The sequence below is a fragment of the Pseudomonas sp. S2_E02 genome, from assembly GCF_054668355.1.
Genome location: NZ_CP162761.1, coordinates 769,123 through 785,010, shown reverse-complemented (window position 1 = coordinate 785,010; position 15,888 = coordinate 769,123). Strand labels below are relative to the sequence as shown.

12 protein-coding genes are annotated in these 15,888 nt (G+C 60.6%); 2 read left to right on the top strand and 10 right to left on the bottom strand.

Features of this window, described 5'->3' with window-relative positions:
* Positions 1-135 precede the first annotated feature (135 nt).
* Together AB4O01_RS03470 and AB4O01_RS03465 are read left to right on the top strand one after the other, a co-directional pair.
* Positions 136-2,520, top strand: a complete 2,385-nt coding sequence (locus AB4O01_RS03470) for a DUF3772 domain-containing protein (RefSeq protein ID WP_460090694.1) — start codon at positions 136-138, stop codon at positions 2,518-2,520.
* 197 nt (positions 2,521-2,717) lie between these two features.
* Positions 2,718-3,179, top strand: a complete 462-nt coding sequence (locus tag AB4O01_RS03465; protein WP_093433431.1) for a DUF3574 domain-containing protein — start codon at positions 2,718-2,720, stop codon at positions 3,177-3,179.
* 227 nt (positions 3,180-3,406) lie between these two features.
* Here the strand turns inward: AB4O01_RS03465 and AB4O01_RS03460 are convergent, their stop codons facing one another.
* From AB4O01_RS03460 to AB4O01_RS03415, 10 genes are all read right to left on the bottom strand, one after another.
* Complete coding sequence (locus AB4O01_RS03460) at positions 3,407-4,807, bottom strand: APC family permease (protein WP_093433434.1); 1,401 nt, start codon at positions 4,805-4,807, stop codon at positions 3,407-3,409.
* The gene (locus AB4O01_RS03455; protein WP_093433437.1) at positions 4,797-7,184 is read right to left on the bottom strand and encodes a TonB-dependent receptor plug domain-containing protein; all 2,388 of its coding nucleotides are present in this window, start codon (positions 7,182-7,184) and stop codon (positions 4,797-4,799) included. The genes AB4O01_RS03460 and AB4O01_RS03455 overlap by 11 nt, the downstream gene beginning before the upstream one ends.
* Before the next feature lie 454 nt (positions 7,185-7,638).
* Positions 7,639-8,304 carry a sulfite oxidase-like oxidoreductase gene (locus AB4O01_RS03450; protein WP_093433440.1) on the bottom strand — a complete coding sequence of 222 codons (666 nt, stop codon included), beginning with the start codon at positions 8,302-8,304 and terminating at the stop codon, positions 7,639-7,641.
* A gap of 158 nt (positions 8,305-8,462) precedes the next feature.
* Positions 8,463-9,518, bottom strand: coding sequence for a substrate-binding domain-containing protein (locus tag AB4O01_RS03445; protein WP_093433443.1), 1,056 nt, complete (start codon positions 9,516-9,518; stop codon positions 8,463-8,465).
* 23 nt (positions 9,519-9,541) lie between these two features.
* A complete protein-coding gene (locus AB4O01_RS03440; RefSeq protein ID WP_093433446.1) occupies positions 9,542-10,567 on the bottom strand; it encodes an ABC transporter permease in 1,026 nt (341 codons plus the stop codon).
* Positions 10,560-12,116 carry a sugar ABC transporter ATP-binding protein gene (locus tag AB4O01_RS03435; RefSeq protein ID WP_093433449.1) on the bottom strand — a complete coding sequence of 519 codons (1,557 nt, stop codon included), beginning with the start codon at positions 12,114-12,116 and terminating at the stop codon, positions 10,560-10,562. The genes AB4O01_RS03440 and AB4O01_RS03435 overlap by 8 nt, the downstream gene beginning before the upstream one ends.
* A gap of 8 nt (positions 12,117-12,124) precedes the next feature.
* Positions 12,125-12,796, bottom strand: a complete 672-nt coding sequence (locus AB4O01_RS03430; protein ID WP_093433452.1) for a methionine ABC transporter permease — start codon at positions 12,794-12,796, stop codon at positions 12,125-12,127.
* Complete coding sequence (locus tag AB4O01_RS03425; protein WP_093433455.1) at positions 12,793-13,593, bottom strand: methionine ABC transporter ATP-binding protein; 801 nt, start codon at positions 13,591-13,593, stop codon at positions 12,793-12,795. Before AB4O01_RS03425 ends, AB4O01_RS03430 begins: the two co-directional genes overlap by 4 nt.
* Positions 13,590-14,399, bottom strand: coding sequence for a MetQ/NlpA family ABC transporter substrate-binding protein (locus AB4O01_RS03420; protein WP_093433458.1), 810 nt, complete (start codon positions 14,397-14,399; stop codon positions 13,590-13,592). Before AB4O01_RS03420 ends, AB4O01_RS03425 begins: the two co-directional genes overlap by 4 nt.
* Before the next feature lie 27 nt (positions 14,400-14,426).
* Positions 14,427-15,473, bottom strand: coding sequence for an isopenicillin N synthase family dioxygenase (locus AB4O01_RS03415; RefSeq protein ID WP_093433460.1), 1,047 nt, complete (start codon positions 15,471-15,473; stop codon positions 14,427-14,429).
* Between the last annotated feature and the right edge of the window lie 415 nt (positions 15,474-15,888).

The window sequence follows — 15,888 nt, the reverse complement described above, 5'->3', positions numbered from 1 at the left end:
CCCGACCTCACCCGTCGGGCTTTTTGCGTCTGCAAGTTCTGCTCACCTACCCTGCTCTGCCGGAAACTTTTCCTCGCCAATCGCCTCGATCACCTAACCTCATAGACTGTGTGATCCATTCGAGCCGCCTCACCCATGCGCAACACATTGAAGTCGTTGTTTTTTGTCGCATTCATGCTGCTGGTTGGCGGCAGTCCGACGCTATTGGCCGCCGACTTGCCGGCGCCGGCAACCACCGCCGCCGCGCCGCTGCCGGTGATTTCGCAAAGCGAACTGCAGGCGCTGCAACAACGCCTCGACGGCCTCAAGCAACAGATTTCCGCGGCGAACAATTACAACCAGCTCGAAGGCCCGCAGGATCGGGTGCAGGCGTTCATTCTGGATGTCGATCGGTTGTCGACGGCGTTGTTGCCGCAGCAGGCGCAACTGGCGGTGCAGTTGGGGGTGCTCGGCGCGGCGCCGGATGCTGATCTGGCGGCGGAACAGGCGGATATCGTCGTGCAACGGGCAGCGCTGGCGGAGCAGAAAAGCAAGGTCGACGGAACCCTGAAGAGCCTGGCGGCGTTGAAGCAGAGCGCGGCGGACCTGATTACGCAGATCGCCGGCATTCGTCGCACGTTGCTCGAGAGCGAGTTGACCTTGGGCACTGACAGCGTGCTGAGTCCGAGTTTCTGGTCACCGCTGGTGAATCCGACCGACGATGATCGTCAGCGTCTGCGTTTTTTCGTCGATCAAGTACGTGATACCTGGGCCACGGTTTGGGCGCCAGGCGAACGCCTCTTCACCAGTATCCTGGTGCTAGTGGCGCTGATCATCTGGACCTTCGGTCGCCGGCTGGCCGAACGCGGTCTGACCTGGGCGTGCATTTACCGCATGCCCGAGGGACGTCTGCGCCGCAGTGCGCTGGCGTTCGCCTCGGCGCTGGCGACCATCGCCACCACCGCCATTGCCCTGCAATTACTGTTCTACGCCTGCACCCGTCATCAACCTTTGCCGCCAGTGCTGGAAACCTTCTCCGAAGAGTTCGAAAAGGTCGTCTATGCCTGCGTACTGCTCACCGGGTTGAGCCGCGCATTGCTGTCGACCGAACATCCCTCGTGGCGCCTGCCGGCGATTGCCGATCAGGTGGCGCTGGCGCTCAGGCCCTACCCGCGCATTCTGTCCTGCACGTTATTGGTGCTGGTGACGCTGGTGCAGGTGAGCAATGCCACCGGCATGAGCAGCCAGATCGTGATTGCCGGACGCGGGGTCATTTCGATCGTTGTGCTGGCGATCGTGACGGTCCTGTTGTTGCGCGTCGGCAAAGTGCGCAAGGCGCTGGTCGCGGCCAATGATGCGGCAGCAGCGAACAGTACATTTGCCGGGGTGATTTACACCATCGCCAGCGTCTCGATGTTTGTCTCGGCGATCGCCTTGCTCGCCGGCTACGTGTCGCTGGCGCGATTCATCAGTTATGAGCTGGTGTGGGCGTACATTGTCTTATCGGGTTTCTACCTGCTGATCCAGTTGATCAAGGACGCCTGCGAGCACGTATTTTCACCCAGACATGCGAGCGGCAAGGCGCTCAAACAGTTATTGGGCATCGGTGATCGCCGCCTCGATCAGATCTCGATCCTGCTGTCCGGCTTCAGTCGGGCCGCGCTGATGCTGCTGGCGGTGATCGCTCTGTTTGTCGGTGGCATCGGCACCACGCTCGGGCAACTGGCGAGCAACATCATGGCGATCCTTGGCGGCGCCGGGTTGCGCAAGCTGAACATCGTCCCCGGCCACCTGCTCAATGCCGTGCTGGCGCTGATGATCGGCATCTGGCTGATCCGCGCCCTGAGTCGCTGGCTCGACAACGAGTTCCTGCCCAGGACCGACATGGACCCGGGCATGTGTGCCTCGTTGAGCACGCTGTTTTCCAACATCGGTTACGCCTTCGTGATTCTGCTGACGCTGTCGTCGCTGGGCGTGCAGTGGACCAATCTGGCGTGGATCGTCAGTGCGCTGTCGGTGGGCATCGGCTTCGGTTTGCAAGAGATCGTGAAGAACTTTGTCTCGGGGCTGATTCTGCTCACCGAACGACCGGTGAAGGTCGGCGACCTGATCAGCATCAGTGGCGTCGAAGGCGACATCCGCCGCATCAACGTGCGCGCCACGGAAATCCAGCTCAGCGACCGCTCGATCGTCATCGTGCCCAACTCTCAACTGATCTCGCAGAACCTGCGCAACGTCACGCTGGGCGGCAGCGCGCAAGGCGTGGCGTCACTGGAACTGGTGTTCCCGCTGGATATCGATCCCGAAGAGGTCAAGGAACTGTTGCTCAACACGTACAAGGAGAACGAAACCATCCTCGATAAGCCAGCCCCTTTTGTGCGCTTCAGCAAGTTGTCGCCGGACGGGATTACCTTGACGGTGACTGGTTATGTGGGCAGTCCGAGGATTGTCGGGGTGACCAAAAGTGATTTGTTGTTCGAGATTCTCAAGCGGCTGGGTGCGGCAGAGATTGCGTTGGCGAAACCGCCGGCGAGTGCGTAATGAATCGGTAAGGCTCTGGCATGGAATATTTTCGCTGTCTGAAAAATCGCTTTCGCGAGCAGGCTCGCTCCCACAATTTTTGCGCGGTGAAGGGTTATTCCGGAAGCGCCTAAATGCCTGCTTTTTAGGTCTTTATTGGCGGTCAGACGGCAACCTTATACTTGAGCGGTTTACTCATCGTTCAATAAGGATGTTCCATGCCTCGACGTTTTCTACTGGCGGCGCTGTTCGTCGCCGTCGCCGGTTGTGCCAGCCCTCCTCCTGCGTCCGTTCACACCCATGATCCCGTCAGTTCGACCTTGCAAGGTGATATTTCGCGGCCGGCGCAGGCGCAGTGGATTCGCACCGAGTTGTACTTCTCCGTTGGTCCGATCGATGGCAAGGACGGTGCAGTCAGCCCGGCGCGCTGGCGCGAGTTTCTTGATCAGGAGGTGACGTCGCGATTTCCTGATGGTTTCAGTGTGTTCGATGCGTATGGGCAGTGGCGGGATAAGGGCGCGAAGGAGCCTGAGCGCTTGAGCACCAAGGTGATTGTGATCTTGCATGAGAACAGCCCGAAGAATGCGGGCAACATCGAAGCGATTCGCCTGGCTTACAAGCGTATTACCGGGGATTTGTCGGTGCTGCGGTTGTCGCAGCCGGCGGAGGTGTCCTTCTAGAATCAGAAGCCCCTCACCCTAGCCCTCTCCCAAAGGGAGAGGGAACTGATTGGGGGATATTGGAGAAGTACGCCGATCTGAACGTGCTTCACTGAATCCGTAATCGATTTCGACCTGTATTTGCCTCACTGAATCCATAATCGATTTCGACCTGTATTTGCCTCACCGAATCCATAATCGACCTCGACCTGTATTTGCTTCACTGAATCCATAATCGACTCAGTCTGTCAGGTCGATGTATCACGCAAGACACCTCGGTCGGCCCCCTCTCCCTCCGGGAGAGGGCTGGGGTGAGGGTTCGCTTTTAAACGGCTCAACCCGGCCAATAGCACGGTACCAACCAGCAACACTCCAATCCCCAAAAACGCCCCAACCCCCACCACCGTCACGCTGGAATACAGCATGTACAGGCACAACCCGAAAAACAGCAGCGGCAACAGCGGATACAACGGCACCTTGACCGGCCTCGGCACCTCGGGAAAACGCCGCCGCAGAATGATCAGCGCCACACTGCTCAAACTCAGAAACAGCCAGTACACCGGGGTCAGGTACTCGACCATTGTGTTGAAACCGCTCTGGGTAAAACTGCCAAACAGCACCAGCAACAACGCCACCGCACCTTCCGCCAGCAGCGCTTTACGCGGTACGCCATGCCGATCGTCCCATTCGCCGAAACCGCGCAGTTGCGGCACATCACGCGCGGCCGCGTAAGTGGTGCGCGCGCCGACCAGCAGGGTCGAATTGATCGTAGCGATCGCGGCGATGCCGACCATCAGCAAAATCAGCATGACACCGGGCGCACCGAATGCACGGTTCAACAACTCAACCGCCGGTGCATTGCTGGCCGCCAGTCCGGCGAATCCCAGACCCTGAACGAACGCCCAATTGAGCGCCAGATAGATCGCCATCAACACGCTCAGCGCACCGAGCATGGCGATGAAAATCCCCCGCCGGCCATCACGCACTTCCGCCGACAACGTCGCCGCATCGCTCCAGCCGCCGAACGCCAGAAAGACGAAAATCATCGCCGCCGAAAACCCGGCCATACCGGTTTTTTCCGCGACGGGCGCAAGACTCGGCGCAGGCGCTTCGATGCCTTGCCAAGCCAAAAAAACGCCGGCACTGGCAATGCTCAAAAAGCCCAGTGCCAACAGTCCCACCAACAAGGTCTGGGTGATAAAACCAATGCGCTTGCCCGTCAGATTGAGCAACACCAGCGCGGCAATCACCGCCCCGGCAAACAGCCCCGAGCCGTACTGACCCAGCGGCACCACCGCGTTGACGTAATCGGCAAACATGAACGCCGACAAAGCAATCCACCCGGTGTGCATCACCGAAAACCGCGACCAGGCGAACAAGAATCCCATGCGCTCGCCATACACCGTGCGCAGAAAGTGATAATCGCCGCCCGGGTGCGGAAACGCCGTGGCCATCTCGGCAAAACACAGCGCGCCAATCATCGACGCGACACCGCCCAGCACCCACACCAGATAGAAATGCTCTGGCCCGACGTTGAGGGCCACGGTCGGCGCGGTTTTCAGAATATCGGTGGTGATCACCATGCCCAGCGTGATCAGCAACGCCTGAAACACCGGCAGGTGCCGCCCCGGCCCTGCGTCAGAAACCATAGGTGGCGCGAGCGTAGTAGTAGGCCCCGTTGGTGCCGATTGGCGAGAGCACGTCGTACGGCAGGTTGCCGCCGTAGTTGATCGCCGAACCGGAGCGTTCCGGGTAGTTGTCGGTGAGGTTGTTGCCGCCCACGGCAATGTTGAATTTCGGAGTGAATTTGTAGGCCACCTCGGCGTCCAGTTGCCACACGGCACCGTAGGTTTGCTCCGGTTGCGAGTCGCCGAAATCGAACACGCGGGTGGTCTCACCCTGGCGCGTCAACCGCCCGAGCAGGCCCCAGTGTTCACTGGCCCAGTTGGCGGAAAAGATGAAGCGATCCTTTGGCGCCGCGTCAGTCAGGGTGTTGGTTTCTTCGACGCCAACGAGGGCGTCATTGCCGATGCCCAGCGCCGTCAGTTGCGACGGCGTGCCTTTGGTGCTGGTGACTTTGGTGTGGTTGTAGGTGTACGCGGTGGTCAGACCCAGTTGCCCTTCGTAAAACGGCTGATGGTAGTTGAGCACCAGTTCGGCACCGTCGGTGCTGGTGTCGGCGGCGTTGGTGAAGAAGTTGACGTCGTGCACGCCAGCAACGCCGAAGTTGTCGTTGATGTAGTTTTCCAGCGCATCGCTGCCAATGCGTTGCGACAGGGTGATGCGGTCTTTGACGTCGATGCGGAACACGTCCAGCGAGGCGTCGAAGCGTTCGTTCAACTGGAAGGTCAGCCCGAGGCTGAAGTTCTTCGAGGTTTCCGGATCAAGCTTCTCGGCGCCCAGTGCGCGGGCGATCGGGTCGTTGACCGAGAGCACGCGGATGTCAGTCAGCGTGCCGCCATCGCCGAAGTTGCTGGTGGTGTTCTGGAAGCCGCTTTGGGCCAGCGACGGTGCGCGGAAGTTGTTCGATACCGCACCGCGCAAGGCCCATTGCTCGGTGAGCTTGTAGCGACCGCTGAGTTTGCCGGTGAGTTTGCTGCCGGCATCGTCGTAATGTTCCCAGCGGGTCGCGGCGTCGACGAAGAAGCGATCAGTGAGATCGCCGGACAACTCGGCGTAAGTGCCGAACACGTTGCGATCCAGATCCGACTCTTCGCTCGGGCGCAGGCCGTTGGCGCCGTCGGCTCCGGAGCCGATGTAGGAGGCCTCGTCACCGGCATAGGTCAGGTAGTTTTCATAGCGGTATTCGCCGCCAACCGCCAATACAAAGGAGCGCTCGCCGAGACGCAGTTCGCGGCTGAAATCGAGGTTGGTGGTGGTCTGGCGCAGCTCGTAATCGCCAGTGTCGAACTTCGTCGGCGAGTCTTCTCCAAGGCTGACGTTCAGCGTGCGCCGGGTCGATCCATCGAAGCGGTTGCGACCGTGGGTGACGCTGCTGTCGAAATCCCACTCGTCACCGATCAGGCCCTTGAAACCGGCGGTGGCGGAGATGTCCTTGTTGTCGCCGAGCGATTGCGGCAAGTAGCCGTTGGGGTAGAACTGCGGCTGTTCGTACGGATAGCGATAGAACTCGGCGCCGGTGGTGTGGCGCTGGTTGTAAGTACCGAAGCTGTAAGCCTTGCCGCCGGCCAGCGGCAGTTCGCTGTTGAACCAGAGGTTGACGTCCCGCGCGACGCCGTCGCCCATCACATAGTTGCGCTGGCCGGGGGTATCGGCAAAGCCGTCAAAACCGGCGCGGTTGGTCGGGTTGCGATCCTTGTATTCGGTGCCGCCACGGATAAACCCGCCCTCCTCACCTAAACGCGTGCCGATCTTCGCCGTGGTCACGCTGTTCTGGCCGTCGGTGGTGGTCTTGCCGATGGCGTCCTGATGGGTGTGATAAGCGCCATAACTGGTCGACACTTCGCCGCCCTCGGGCGCGTCGTCGAGGATGATGTTGATCACCCCGGCAATCGCATCTGAACCGTACTGCGCGCCGGCACCGTCACGCAGCACTTCGATACGTTTGATAGCGCTGAGCGGGATCGAGTTGAAGTCGACCGGCGCAGTACCGCGACCAATCTTCGACGAGTCGTTGACCACCGCTGAGGTGTGGCGGCGCTTGCCGTTGACCAGCACCAGCACCTGATCCGGGCTCATGCCACGCAGTTGCGCCGCGCGCACATGGTCGGCGCCGCCGGAGTTGGATTGGCGCGGTAGGCTGAAGGATGGCAATAACGTCTGCAACGCCGCGCCCAGTTCACCATCAGCGGCGCCGGCGGATTTGAGGTCTTCGGCGGTGAGCACATCGACCGGAACCGGCGAATCCAGCACGGTACGCGAAGTACCCCGGGTGCCGGTGACCAACACCGTGCCGAGTCGGGATTCGCTGTCGGCGCTGACGGAAGTTTCTTCGGCGTTGGCCGGAAGTTGCCAAATAGCGGACACGACAGCGGCCGCCAGTAATGAACGGGAACGGTAATGCATATAACAGCTCCTTGAATCGCAGTTAATACCCGGCCGTTACCGACAATAAAGTTCGGCAAGCAATGCGCGGCAATGTCTGCTGTAGTTTTGGATTTCTGGAAGGCAGTGAAGCTTTTTTACGGTGAATTGCAGTTTCCCCAGCGTGAGACGTTTCCCCTTGAAGCCCGATGCTAGACGAGCTTCAGTTGATCGCAAAAGAACCAATAACGCTTAGGTTAGATCGCTCTAAAGGATTGTTCTTAGTTCAACATAAGTGTTGCTTAGCCAACACCAGAACCAACTAACCTACAACTAAGCAAGGTGCGGAACACATCCCCCCCCTGTGGGAGCGAGCCTGCTCGCGAAAGCGCTGGATCAGTCACCAAAGAGGCAGCTGGCCCGGCCCCTTCGCGAGCAGGCTCGCTCCCACAGGTTGATCGTATTTCAATGTTTGAACAGGTTGCGTCTAGAAAACTTAGTCGAACTCTTTTTCCAGCCAGGCATCCTCGGCAATATCCAGTTCATCACCACTGAAACGCTGTTCGGCAAACGGATCGGCGTGCAGATGAAAGCCATTGCGCTCCCAGAATCCCGCTTGCTCCTGCTCGACGAATTCAAGCCCGCGCAACCACTTCGCGCTCTTCCAGAAATACCGCCCCGCCACCACCAGCCGCAGTGGCCAGCCATGTTGCGCGCTCAGCGGCTGGCCGGCGTAGTGGGTGGCCAACAGACTGTCGGGGGGTAACAGATCATCGAGTCGCAAGTTGGTCTGGTAATCGGGGTCGGCATGAGCCATGACGAACGCTGATGTCGGCTGGATATCGAACGCCTGCAACAAATCCTGCAGATGCACCCCACTCCACTCGGTGTCGAACTTCGACCAGCGTGTCACGCAATGGATGTCGCAGCGCAGTTGTCGTTGCGGCAGTGCCTGCAGATCGGCATAACGTAATTCGATTGGCTGGTCGACCGTGCCGAACAGGCGCAGCGACCAGTTGGCGAGGTCGTATTCCGGTATTTCACCTTCGTGCAGGATTGGAAAACGCTCCGTCAGCACTTGGCCTGGGGGCAGTCGTTTACCGAGCGCCGGATCAGTTTTCGGGGAACGGCTTTTGCGTAAGCGGTCAGCTTTGTTGTGCATGTAAGCTCCAGAACTCCCTCAGTTTGCGCAACTACACGTGACCCCTGTGGGAGCGAGCCTGCTCGCGAAAGCGCTGGGTCAGTCAACAGAGATATCAACTGATCGGACCTCTTCGCGAGCAGGCTCGCTCCCACAGGGGCGACGTCGTGGCAAATGTTCTAGTTGGCCACCGGGATCCACGACGCCCGTGCGACATTCGCGGTATCACCGAAGGCCGGGAGTTTCTGCGCCAGATCACGCACGTTTTTCACATCCAGATCCAGCAACTGTTGACGAGTAATCAGTGTCGGCGGTACCAGCACCTGATGCCCCGGATTTTCCCCGGCAATCAACATCGCCAGACTGCGCACACTGATTGCCCCGGCCACTTGCGGATTGACCGCTGCCGTCGCCGCCCAGGCGCTGTCCGGCTCTTTCATGATTTGAATATCGGCAGTGGAAATATCGGCGCTGTAGATCTTGACCTTACTCGCCAGCCCCGCTTCGTCGACGGCGATTTTTGCGCCTTTGGCGAACTCATCGAACGGGGCAAAGATCACGCTGATGCCTGGATTGGCTCGAAGCACGGCGCTGGCCTGATCCGCCACGGAGTTGGCAATCGGCGGATTCAGTGTGCCAAAGCGTGCCTTCTCGACGATCCCCGGATTGGCTTTCTTGACCTGACTCCAGATCTCGTCGCGGCGCTCCATCGGCGTAAAACCGCTGATGTACACGTAGCCGGCATCAAACTTCGTGCCGTTGTCCTTGACGGCTTGATCGAGGGCCAGACGCGCCAGCGCATGGTGGTCCTGCTCGACCTGGGTCACTTGCGGGGTGTTCAGATCGACATCGAAAGCGACGACTTTGATGCCTTTAGCGATAGCGCGATCAATCGGTGCTTTAAGGGTTTCGGCCAAGCCGAGTTGGACGATGATGCCGTCGACGCCCAGATCGACTGCCTGATCGATCATCTCGCCCTGACTCGCCGCTTGCTGCCGGGCATCGAATACCCGCAGGTTGGCACCCAGTGCTTCGGTCTGTTTTTCGACGCCGCGCAAATACGCCTCGGGGAAGTCCCCGGAGAACAAATACCCCACCAGCGCGATCTGCACCTGACCTTTGTCGAACGGTGCGGGCGCGCCGGGCAAGGCTTTGGCCTGCGCGCTCAGCGCCAATGCCGAAAGCAGCGCACCGGCGAGGCAGTGACGGGCGAACTGTGTGATTGAACCGTGCATACAACTTCCTTGCATAAAGCGGCTCAACGCGCCCGATGCGCGAGGCCGAACGTGAACATCAGGGCCAGCACCAGCACCAGTCCCTTGACGAAATCCTGCGCGTAATACGGCGCGTTGAGCATGGTCAGACCGTTGAGCAACGCCGCCACCAGCAGCGCGCCGACCAGGGTGCCAAAGGCGTTGGGCTTCTTCGCGCCGAGTACGGCAAACCCGATCAGCGCCGCGCCGAGGGCATCCAGCACCAGACCGTTACCGGAACTGACGTCACCACGGCCCAAGCGCGCCGCGAGCAACAATCCACCCAGCGATGCGAGCAACGCCGAGAGCACGTAAGCCAATAACTTGAAGCGCTGCACCGGTGCACCGGCCAGTCGTGCGGCTTGCTCGTTGCCGCCGATGGCATAGAACAAACGACCAATGCGCGTGCGCTCGAGAAACAGCCACACTGCGATCGCGACCACCGCCGTGATCAACACCGGAATCGGCACCACCTCCCACAACCGCCCACGCCCCAGCGCCAGAAACGCAGCACTGAAGGTACCTTCGGTTTCCTCACCGCTGGGCAGCGTCATGCCTACCGCAATCGAGCGTCCGCCGGTGGGAATCAATTGCACGCCGATTACCAGAAACATGCTGCCCAGCGTCGCGAGAATGTCCGGCACCCGCAGTTTGACGATCAGCCAGCCGTTGAGCAGGCCGACCAGCGCCCCACCGGCCAGACTGATCAACACCGCCGGCACCGCGCCCAAGCCGAGCACGACCATCACGTAACTGGCGATCATCAGGCTCATCGCCGCCACCGCGCCAATCGACAGATCGAGGCCGCCCACGGACATGGTCAGCGTCACGCCCAACGCCAGCAGCGCGACAATCGACACCGATTGCAGGATGCTGAACAGGTTGCCGACGCGCAGGAATGCCGGCTCGGACACACTGAAAAACACCACGATCAGCGCCAGCAGCCACAGCAGGCCGTAGCGGATCAATACGTGCAGCAGACGTTCGGCGCGTGCCGACTCGGTCGATAACAGTGAACTTGAATCAGGCACTCGCTCTGCTCCTTGGCGTGGCTTGAGGGGAATGTTCGGTGGCGTCGCTGCCCGCCAGTGCAGCGACCAGATCAGCACGATTGAGGCCGGCACGCGGGTACTCGGCGACCACGGCGTGATCGCGCACCAGCAGAATGCGGTCGGCAATTTCCAGGGCTTCATCGACGTCGGCGCAAATCACTAAAGTCGCGCGCCCCTCGGCGCTGTCGCGCAGCAGTTGGCCGATGTCGCGGCGGGCGCGCACGTCAACGCCTTGAAAGGGTTCATCAAGGATCAATACCCGCCCTTCGCCGAGCAGCCAGCGGCCGAGCACGACTTTCTGCTGATTGCCGCCCGATAGCGCAGTCATCGGCACATCGATACCGACAGTCTTGATCCCCAGCGCCGCCACTTGTGCCTCGACCGCTGCTGCTTCGGCGCGGTTGCGGATAAAACCGCCGCGGGTGAAGCGCTCGAGAAACGGCAAAGTCAGGGTGCGACGCAAAGAGAAATCCGGCACCAGCGATTGACTGGCGCGATCTTCGGCCGCGAAGAACACCCCGCTTTGAATGGACTGGCGTGGCGAGTCCGCACGCCAGTCCGCGCCATCCAGTTGCAAGCGGCCCGAGGACGCTTTACGCAGACCGAACAGCACCTCGGCGATTTCGCTTTTACCGGCACCCAACAGCCCGGTGAGCACCACCACTTCATTCTCGTGCAGGCTCAGATCGAACGCGGCGGAGCGCGGCAGGATTTGCATGGCGCTGATTTTCAACACCTCGCGCCCGGCCACGCTTGGCTGATAAACATGCTCGGCCAGCGCCTGCCCGAGCATGGCGCTCACCGCTTCCGGCAATTGCCGCGCCGTGAACTCGCCCGCGAACTGGCCATCACGCAGAACGATGGCGCGATCCGCCACGCGTTGCAGGTCGGAGAGTCGATGGGAGATGTACAGAATCGCCACACCACGAGTGCGCAAGGTGTCGATCAATCCAAACAGCCGCTGCGCCTCGGCATCGGAGAGCGCGGCGGTCGGCTCATCCAGAATCAACAGGCGCGGCTGCAACGCCAAGGCTCGAGCGAGCACCACCAATTGCCGTTCGGCCTGACCGAGATGCTCAATCGGCTGCTCCAGGGGCAAGGTCAATCCCAGCCCGGCGGCGATGCTCGCAGCGCGTTCCAGCAGGCGTTGGCGATTGAGCCAGAAGTCCGCGTCCGGCTTGCACAGTTCATCGAGCAGGAGGTTTTCCGCGACGCTCAGACCCGGTGCGATGCCCTCGTTGATCTGTTGGTGCACCGCGACAATACCGAAGCGTCGCGCCGACAGCGGCGAACTGAAATGGCGTGGCGCGCCCTCCAGCCAGATCTCGCCAGCGTCGGCAGTCTGGCTGCCCGCGAGGATCTTCACCAGAGTCGACTTACCCGCACCATTGGCGCCGAGCAGCGCCACCACTTCGGCGGGATAGATGTCCAGGCTGACCGCGTCCAGCGCCCGGCTCGCGCCAAATATTTTGCTTAGCTCACGTACACGAATCAGCGGTTCGCGGACGACGGCGACCGGCACACTCATACAATTCCTTAGCGGCGATGCGCCAGCGAACGAACCAATCGATCACCCAGGCTTTGCACGCCTTGGACGAGGATCACCAACACCACCACCGTGGCAACCATCACTTCATTATTGAACCGCTGATAGCCGTAACGGATCGCCAGATCACCGAGCCCGCCACCGCCGATCACGCCGGCCATCGAGGAAAAACCGATCAGCATCACCAGCGTCAAGGTGATCCCGGCCAACAACGCCGGCAGCGCTTCGGGTAGCAACACCTTGAAGATCACATGACAGATGTCGCCGCCCATGGCGAGGATCGCTTCGATGCGCCCCTTGTCGACTTCGTCCAGAGCGTTTTCGACGATGCGTGCGAAAAACGGAAACGCGCCGATGGTGATCGGCACCACAGCGGCGGTGCTGCCCAGCGTTGTGCCGACCACCAGCCGCGTCAGCGGGATCAGGGCGATCAGCATCACCACGAATGGCAGTGAACGGCCGAGGTTGACCACGCCACCCAGCACGGCATTCAAGCGTGGCATCGGCAGCAGTCCGTCGCGACGACTGATGAACAGCAACACGCCCAGCGGCAAACCGATCAGCAGCGTGAACAGCCCCGCGAGCAGGACCATGTACAGGGTTTCACCGGTGGCGTTGAACACCAGTTGCAGGATTTCATCCCAATTGACCGTGCGGTTCATGAGTGCGCCGCTCGTACGCCGTATTGTTTTAGAAAACTCAGGCCCGGCTCAGCGTGGCCCAGCGGCAAACCGCAGGTCGGTCGCAGCGAAGCGCCCAGTTGCGATTGCGCATCGGCCAGCAGCCGTGGCACCGGCCCGGCCTCGACCAGACGTCCATTGGCCATGAACGCGGCGTGATCGCAGATCGACTTGACCACGTCCAGTTCGTGGGTGATCAACACGATGGTCACGCCCAGTTGCCGATTGATATCGCGCAGCAATTGCAGGATCGATTCGGTGGTTTCCGGGTCGAGCGCACTGGTGGCCTCGTCCGAGAGCAAATACGCCGGCTCAGCGGCCAAAGCGCGGGCAATGCCGACGCGCTGTTTCTGCCCGCCGGACAACTGCGAGGGAAAGGCCTGCGCCTTGTCACTCAAGCCAACCAGCTCGAGCAGTTCGCGAACCCGCACATGGCGCCACGGCTTGCCGACTTTGGCGATCTCCAGCGGCACCGCGATGTTGTCGAACACCGTGCGCGAATGCAGCAGGTTGAAGCCTTGGAAGATCATGCCGATGCGCTGACGCTGCTGGCGCAGTTCGCTGACCGGCAGCGTCGTCAGGTCGATACCATCGAGCAGAATGCGCCCACTGTCCGGTCGTTCGAGCAGATTGAGGCAGCGCAGCAACGTCGACTTACCCGCGCCGCTGCGCCCGAGAATCCCGTAGACCGCACCGTCGGGAATGCTCAGCGAGACCTGATCGAGTGCCGGTTGCGCGGCCGAAGGATAAGTCTTGCTCAACTGCTCGACGGCGATCATGGCTTGCCGCCCGCCACCGGAATCACCGAGCCGGCGAAGTTGTCGGTGATGTATTTGGCGACCTCGGGCGATGTCAGGTCCTTGGCCAGTTGCGCGATACGCGGGTCGTGTTCGAGCTTGGGTGTGGTCACCAGAATGTTGGCGTAGGGGTTGTGCTCGGCTTTCTCCAGACCCAAGGCATCCTTGGCCGGCACCAGGCCTGCGTCGAGCGCGTAGTTGCCGTTGATCACGGCCAGATCGACGTCGTCCAGCGAGCGCGGAATCTGCGGCGATTCGATCTCGAGAATCTTCAGTTGTTTCGGGTTTTCGGCGATGTCCTTGGGCGTCGCCTGATCGGTCGCCGGATCGTTGAAGCCGGGTTTGAGCTTGATCAGACCGTTGTCCTGCAACAGGTACAGCGCGCGGCTCAGGTTGGTGACGTTGTTGGGCACGGCGACGGTGCCTTTTACCGGCACGTCGGCGAAGCTTTTGTGCCGGTGCGAGTAGATGCCCAAGGGCTCGATATGCACCGTGGCGGCCACCGCGAGTTTTTCGCCGAGGGCCTTTTCCTGGGATTTCAGGTACGGCAGGTGCTGGAAGTAATTGGCGTCGACATCACCGTGTACCAACAGCTCATTGGAGTTCACCCCGTTGGGGATCTCGATGACTTTAAGATTTAGCTGCGGATCGATTTTCTGGATGTACGTCAGAATCTGCGCGTGGGGCACCGGATCGGCGGCGACGCGCAACGGCTCCAGCGCCTGCGCACCAAACGACGTCACCAGTGCGCCGAGCACGGCCAGGGTCAAACCTGCTTTCTTGATCATGTGCGGAGTCCTTGAGCGGTGGTTGAGTCATGCGGATTTACGAACGGGCGGTGGCGGCAGCAGTGCATCGGCGTAGAAGCGCTGCGCGACATCCGGATGCGAGCGCAAACGACCCTTGAGGTAGTTCCAGCCGACATCGCGAAACAGCGGATTGAGCGGATCACTCGCCGGCCCGCGCGCCTCGCGCAACAGTGCGGTGGGCAGCGGATACAGCGGCACCACGGCATCCAGTTGCGCGCCAAGGAAGAACGCGACAGACAGGCGTTCGCTACCCGCCGGTGGCGAAACCACGCGATGTACCGTGGCCCGCAGATAACCGTTGCTGGCCAGTTCGAGCAATTCGCCGATGTTCACCACCAGGGTGTTCTCGCGTGGCAACGCATCGATCCAGCGGCCCTCTTCGATTTCGACTTGCAGACCGGCCTGTTGGTCTTGCAGGAGGAAGCTGAGGAACCCGGAGTCCTTGTGTGCGCCGACACCTTGGTGGCTTGACTCGCTGGATTGACCGGGATAACGCATCAATTTGATGTGTTCGTTGGGTTTGTCGCCGTAGAGCTGATCAAACGCATCGGCGCGCAGCGAGAGTGCCTGAGCGAACGCTCGCAGCAGGCGCAACGACATCCGCGTCATCGCCTCTTGCCATTCCAGCAGCAAAGGTTTCAGTTCCGGCAGTGCCGCCGGCCATTGGTTGGGGCCTTGCAGCCGCGCCCAGGACGGGCTGTCCGCCGTCAATGGCAACACCTCGCGCTCGGCGCCCAGATCGAACTGTTCACGCAGATCGGGCTGGCCACGGGTGATCTCCGAGGCGGCACGGTTGTAACCGCGAAAGTGCGGTGAATTGATCATGCCGACGGCGTTTTTCTCGCTGTCGGGCAAAGCGAAAAACTGGCGGGCGTAGGCCTGTACCTGCTTGAGCAAAGCGCTGTCGATGCCATGCCCGGTCAGGTAGAAGAACCCGACGTCACGGGCGGCATCGCGCAGGTTTTCAAGAAATTCGTAGCGCTGTTGCGTCGTGCCTTCGAACAGCGACAGGTCCAGCGTCGGTAATGCGGTGATGTCGAGGGTATGCGGCATGATTCACTCCCGTGTGAATCAAACCTGAAGAACCTGTGATCGATTCAGCGTGTGCCGTCATGGCAATCGGGGGTCTATCGGTTTGATGCGTTTTGATTCGTCGTTGCGACAAAACTAAACGATCTTAAAAATACGTAGCCAATATCTTTTTCGCATTACCTTAGGCCTGATTTCCCCTCACCCCAGCCCTCTCCCGGAGGGAGAGGGAGCCGACCGAGGTGTATATCGCGATACATCGACCTGAACGACCGAGTCGATTATGGATTCGGCACAAACTGTTCAGGTCGGCGTAGCACTAAATATCGACTCGGTCAGTACCCTCCCAACCCTCTCCCGGAGGGAGCCGACCGAGTTGTTTAGCGTTATGCATCGACCTGAACGACCAGGTTGGATTCGGTACAAAACGTTCAGGTCG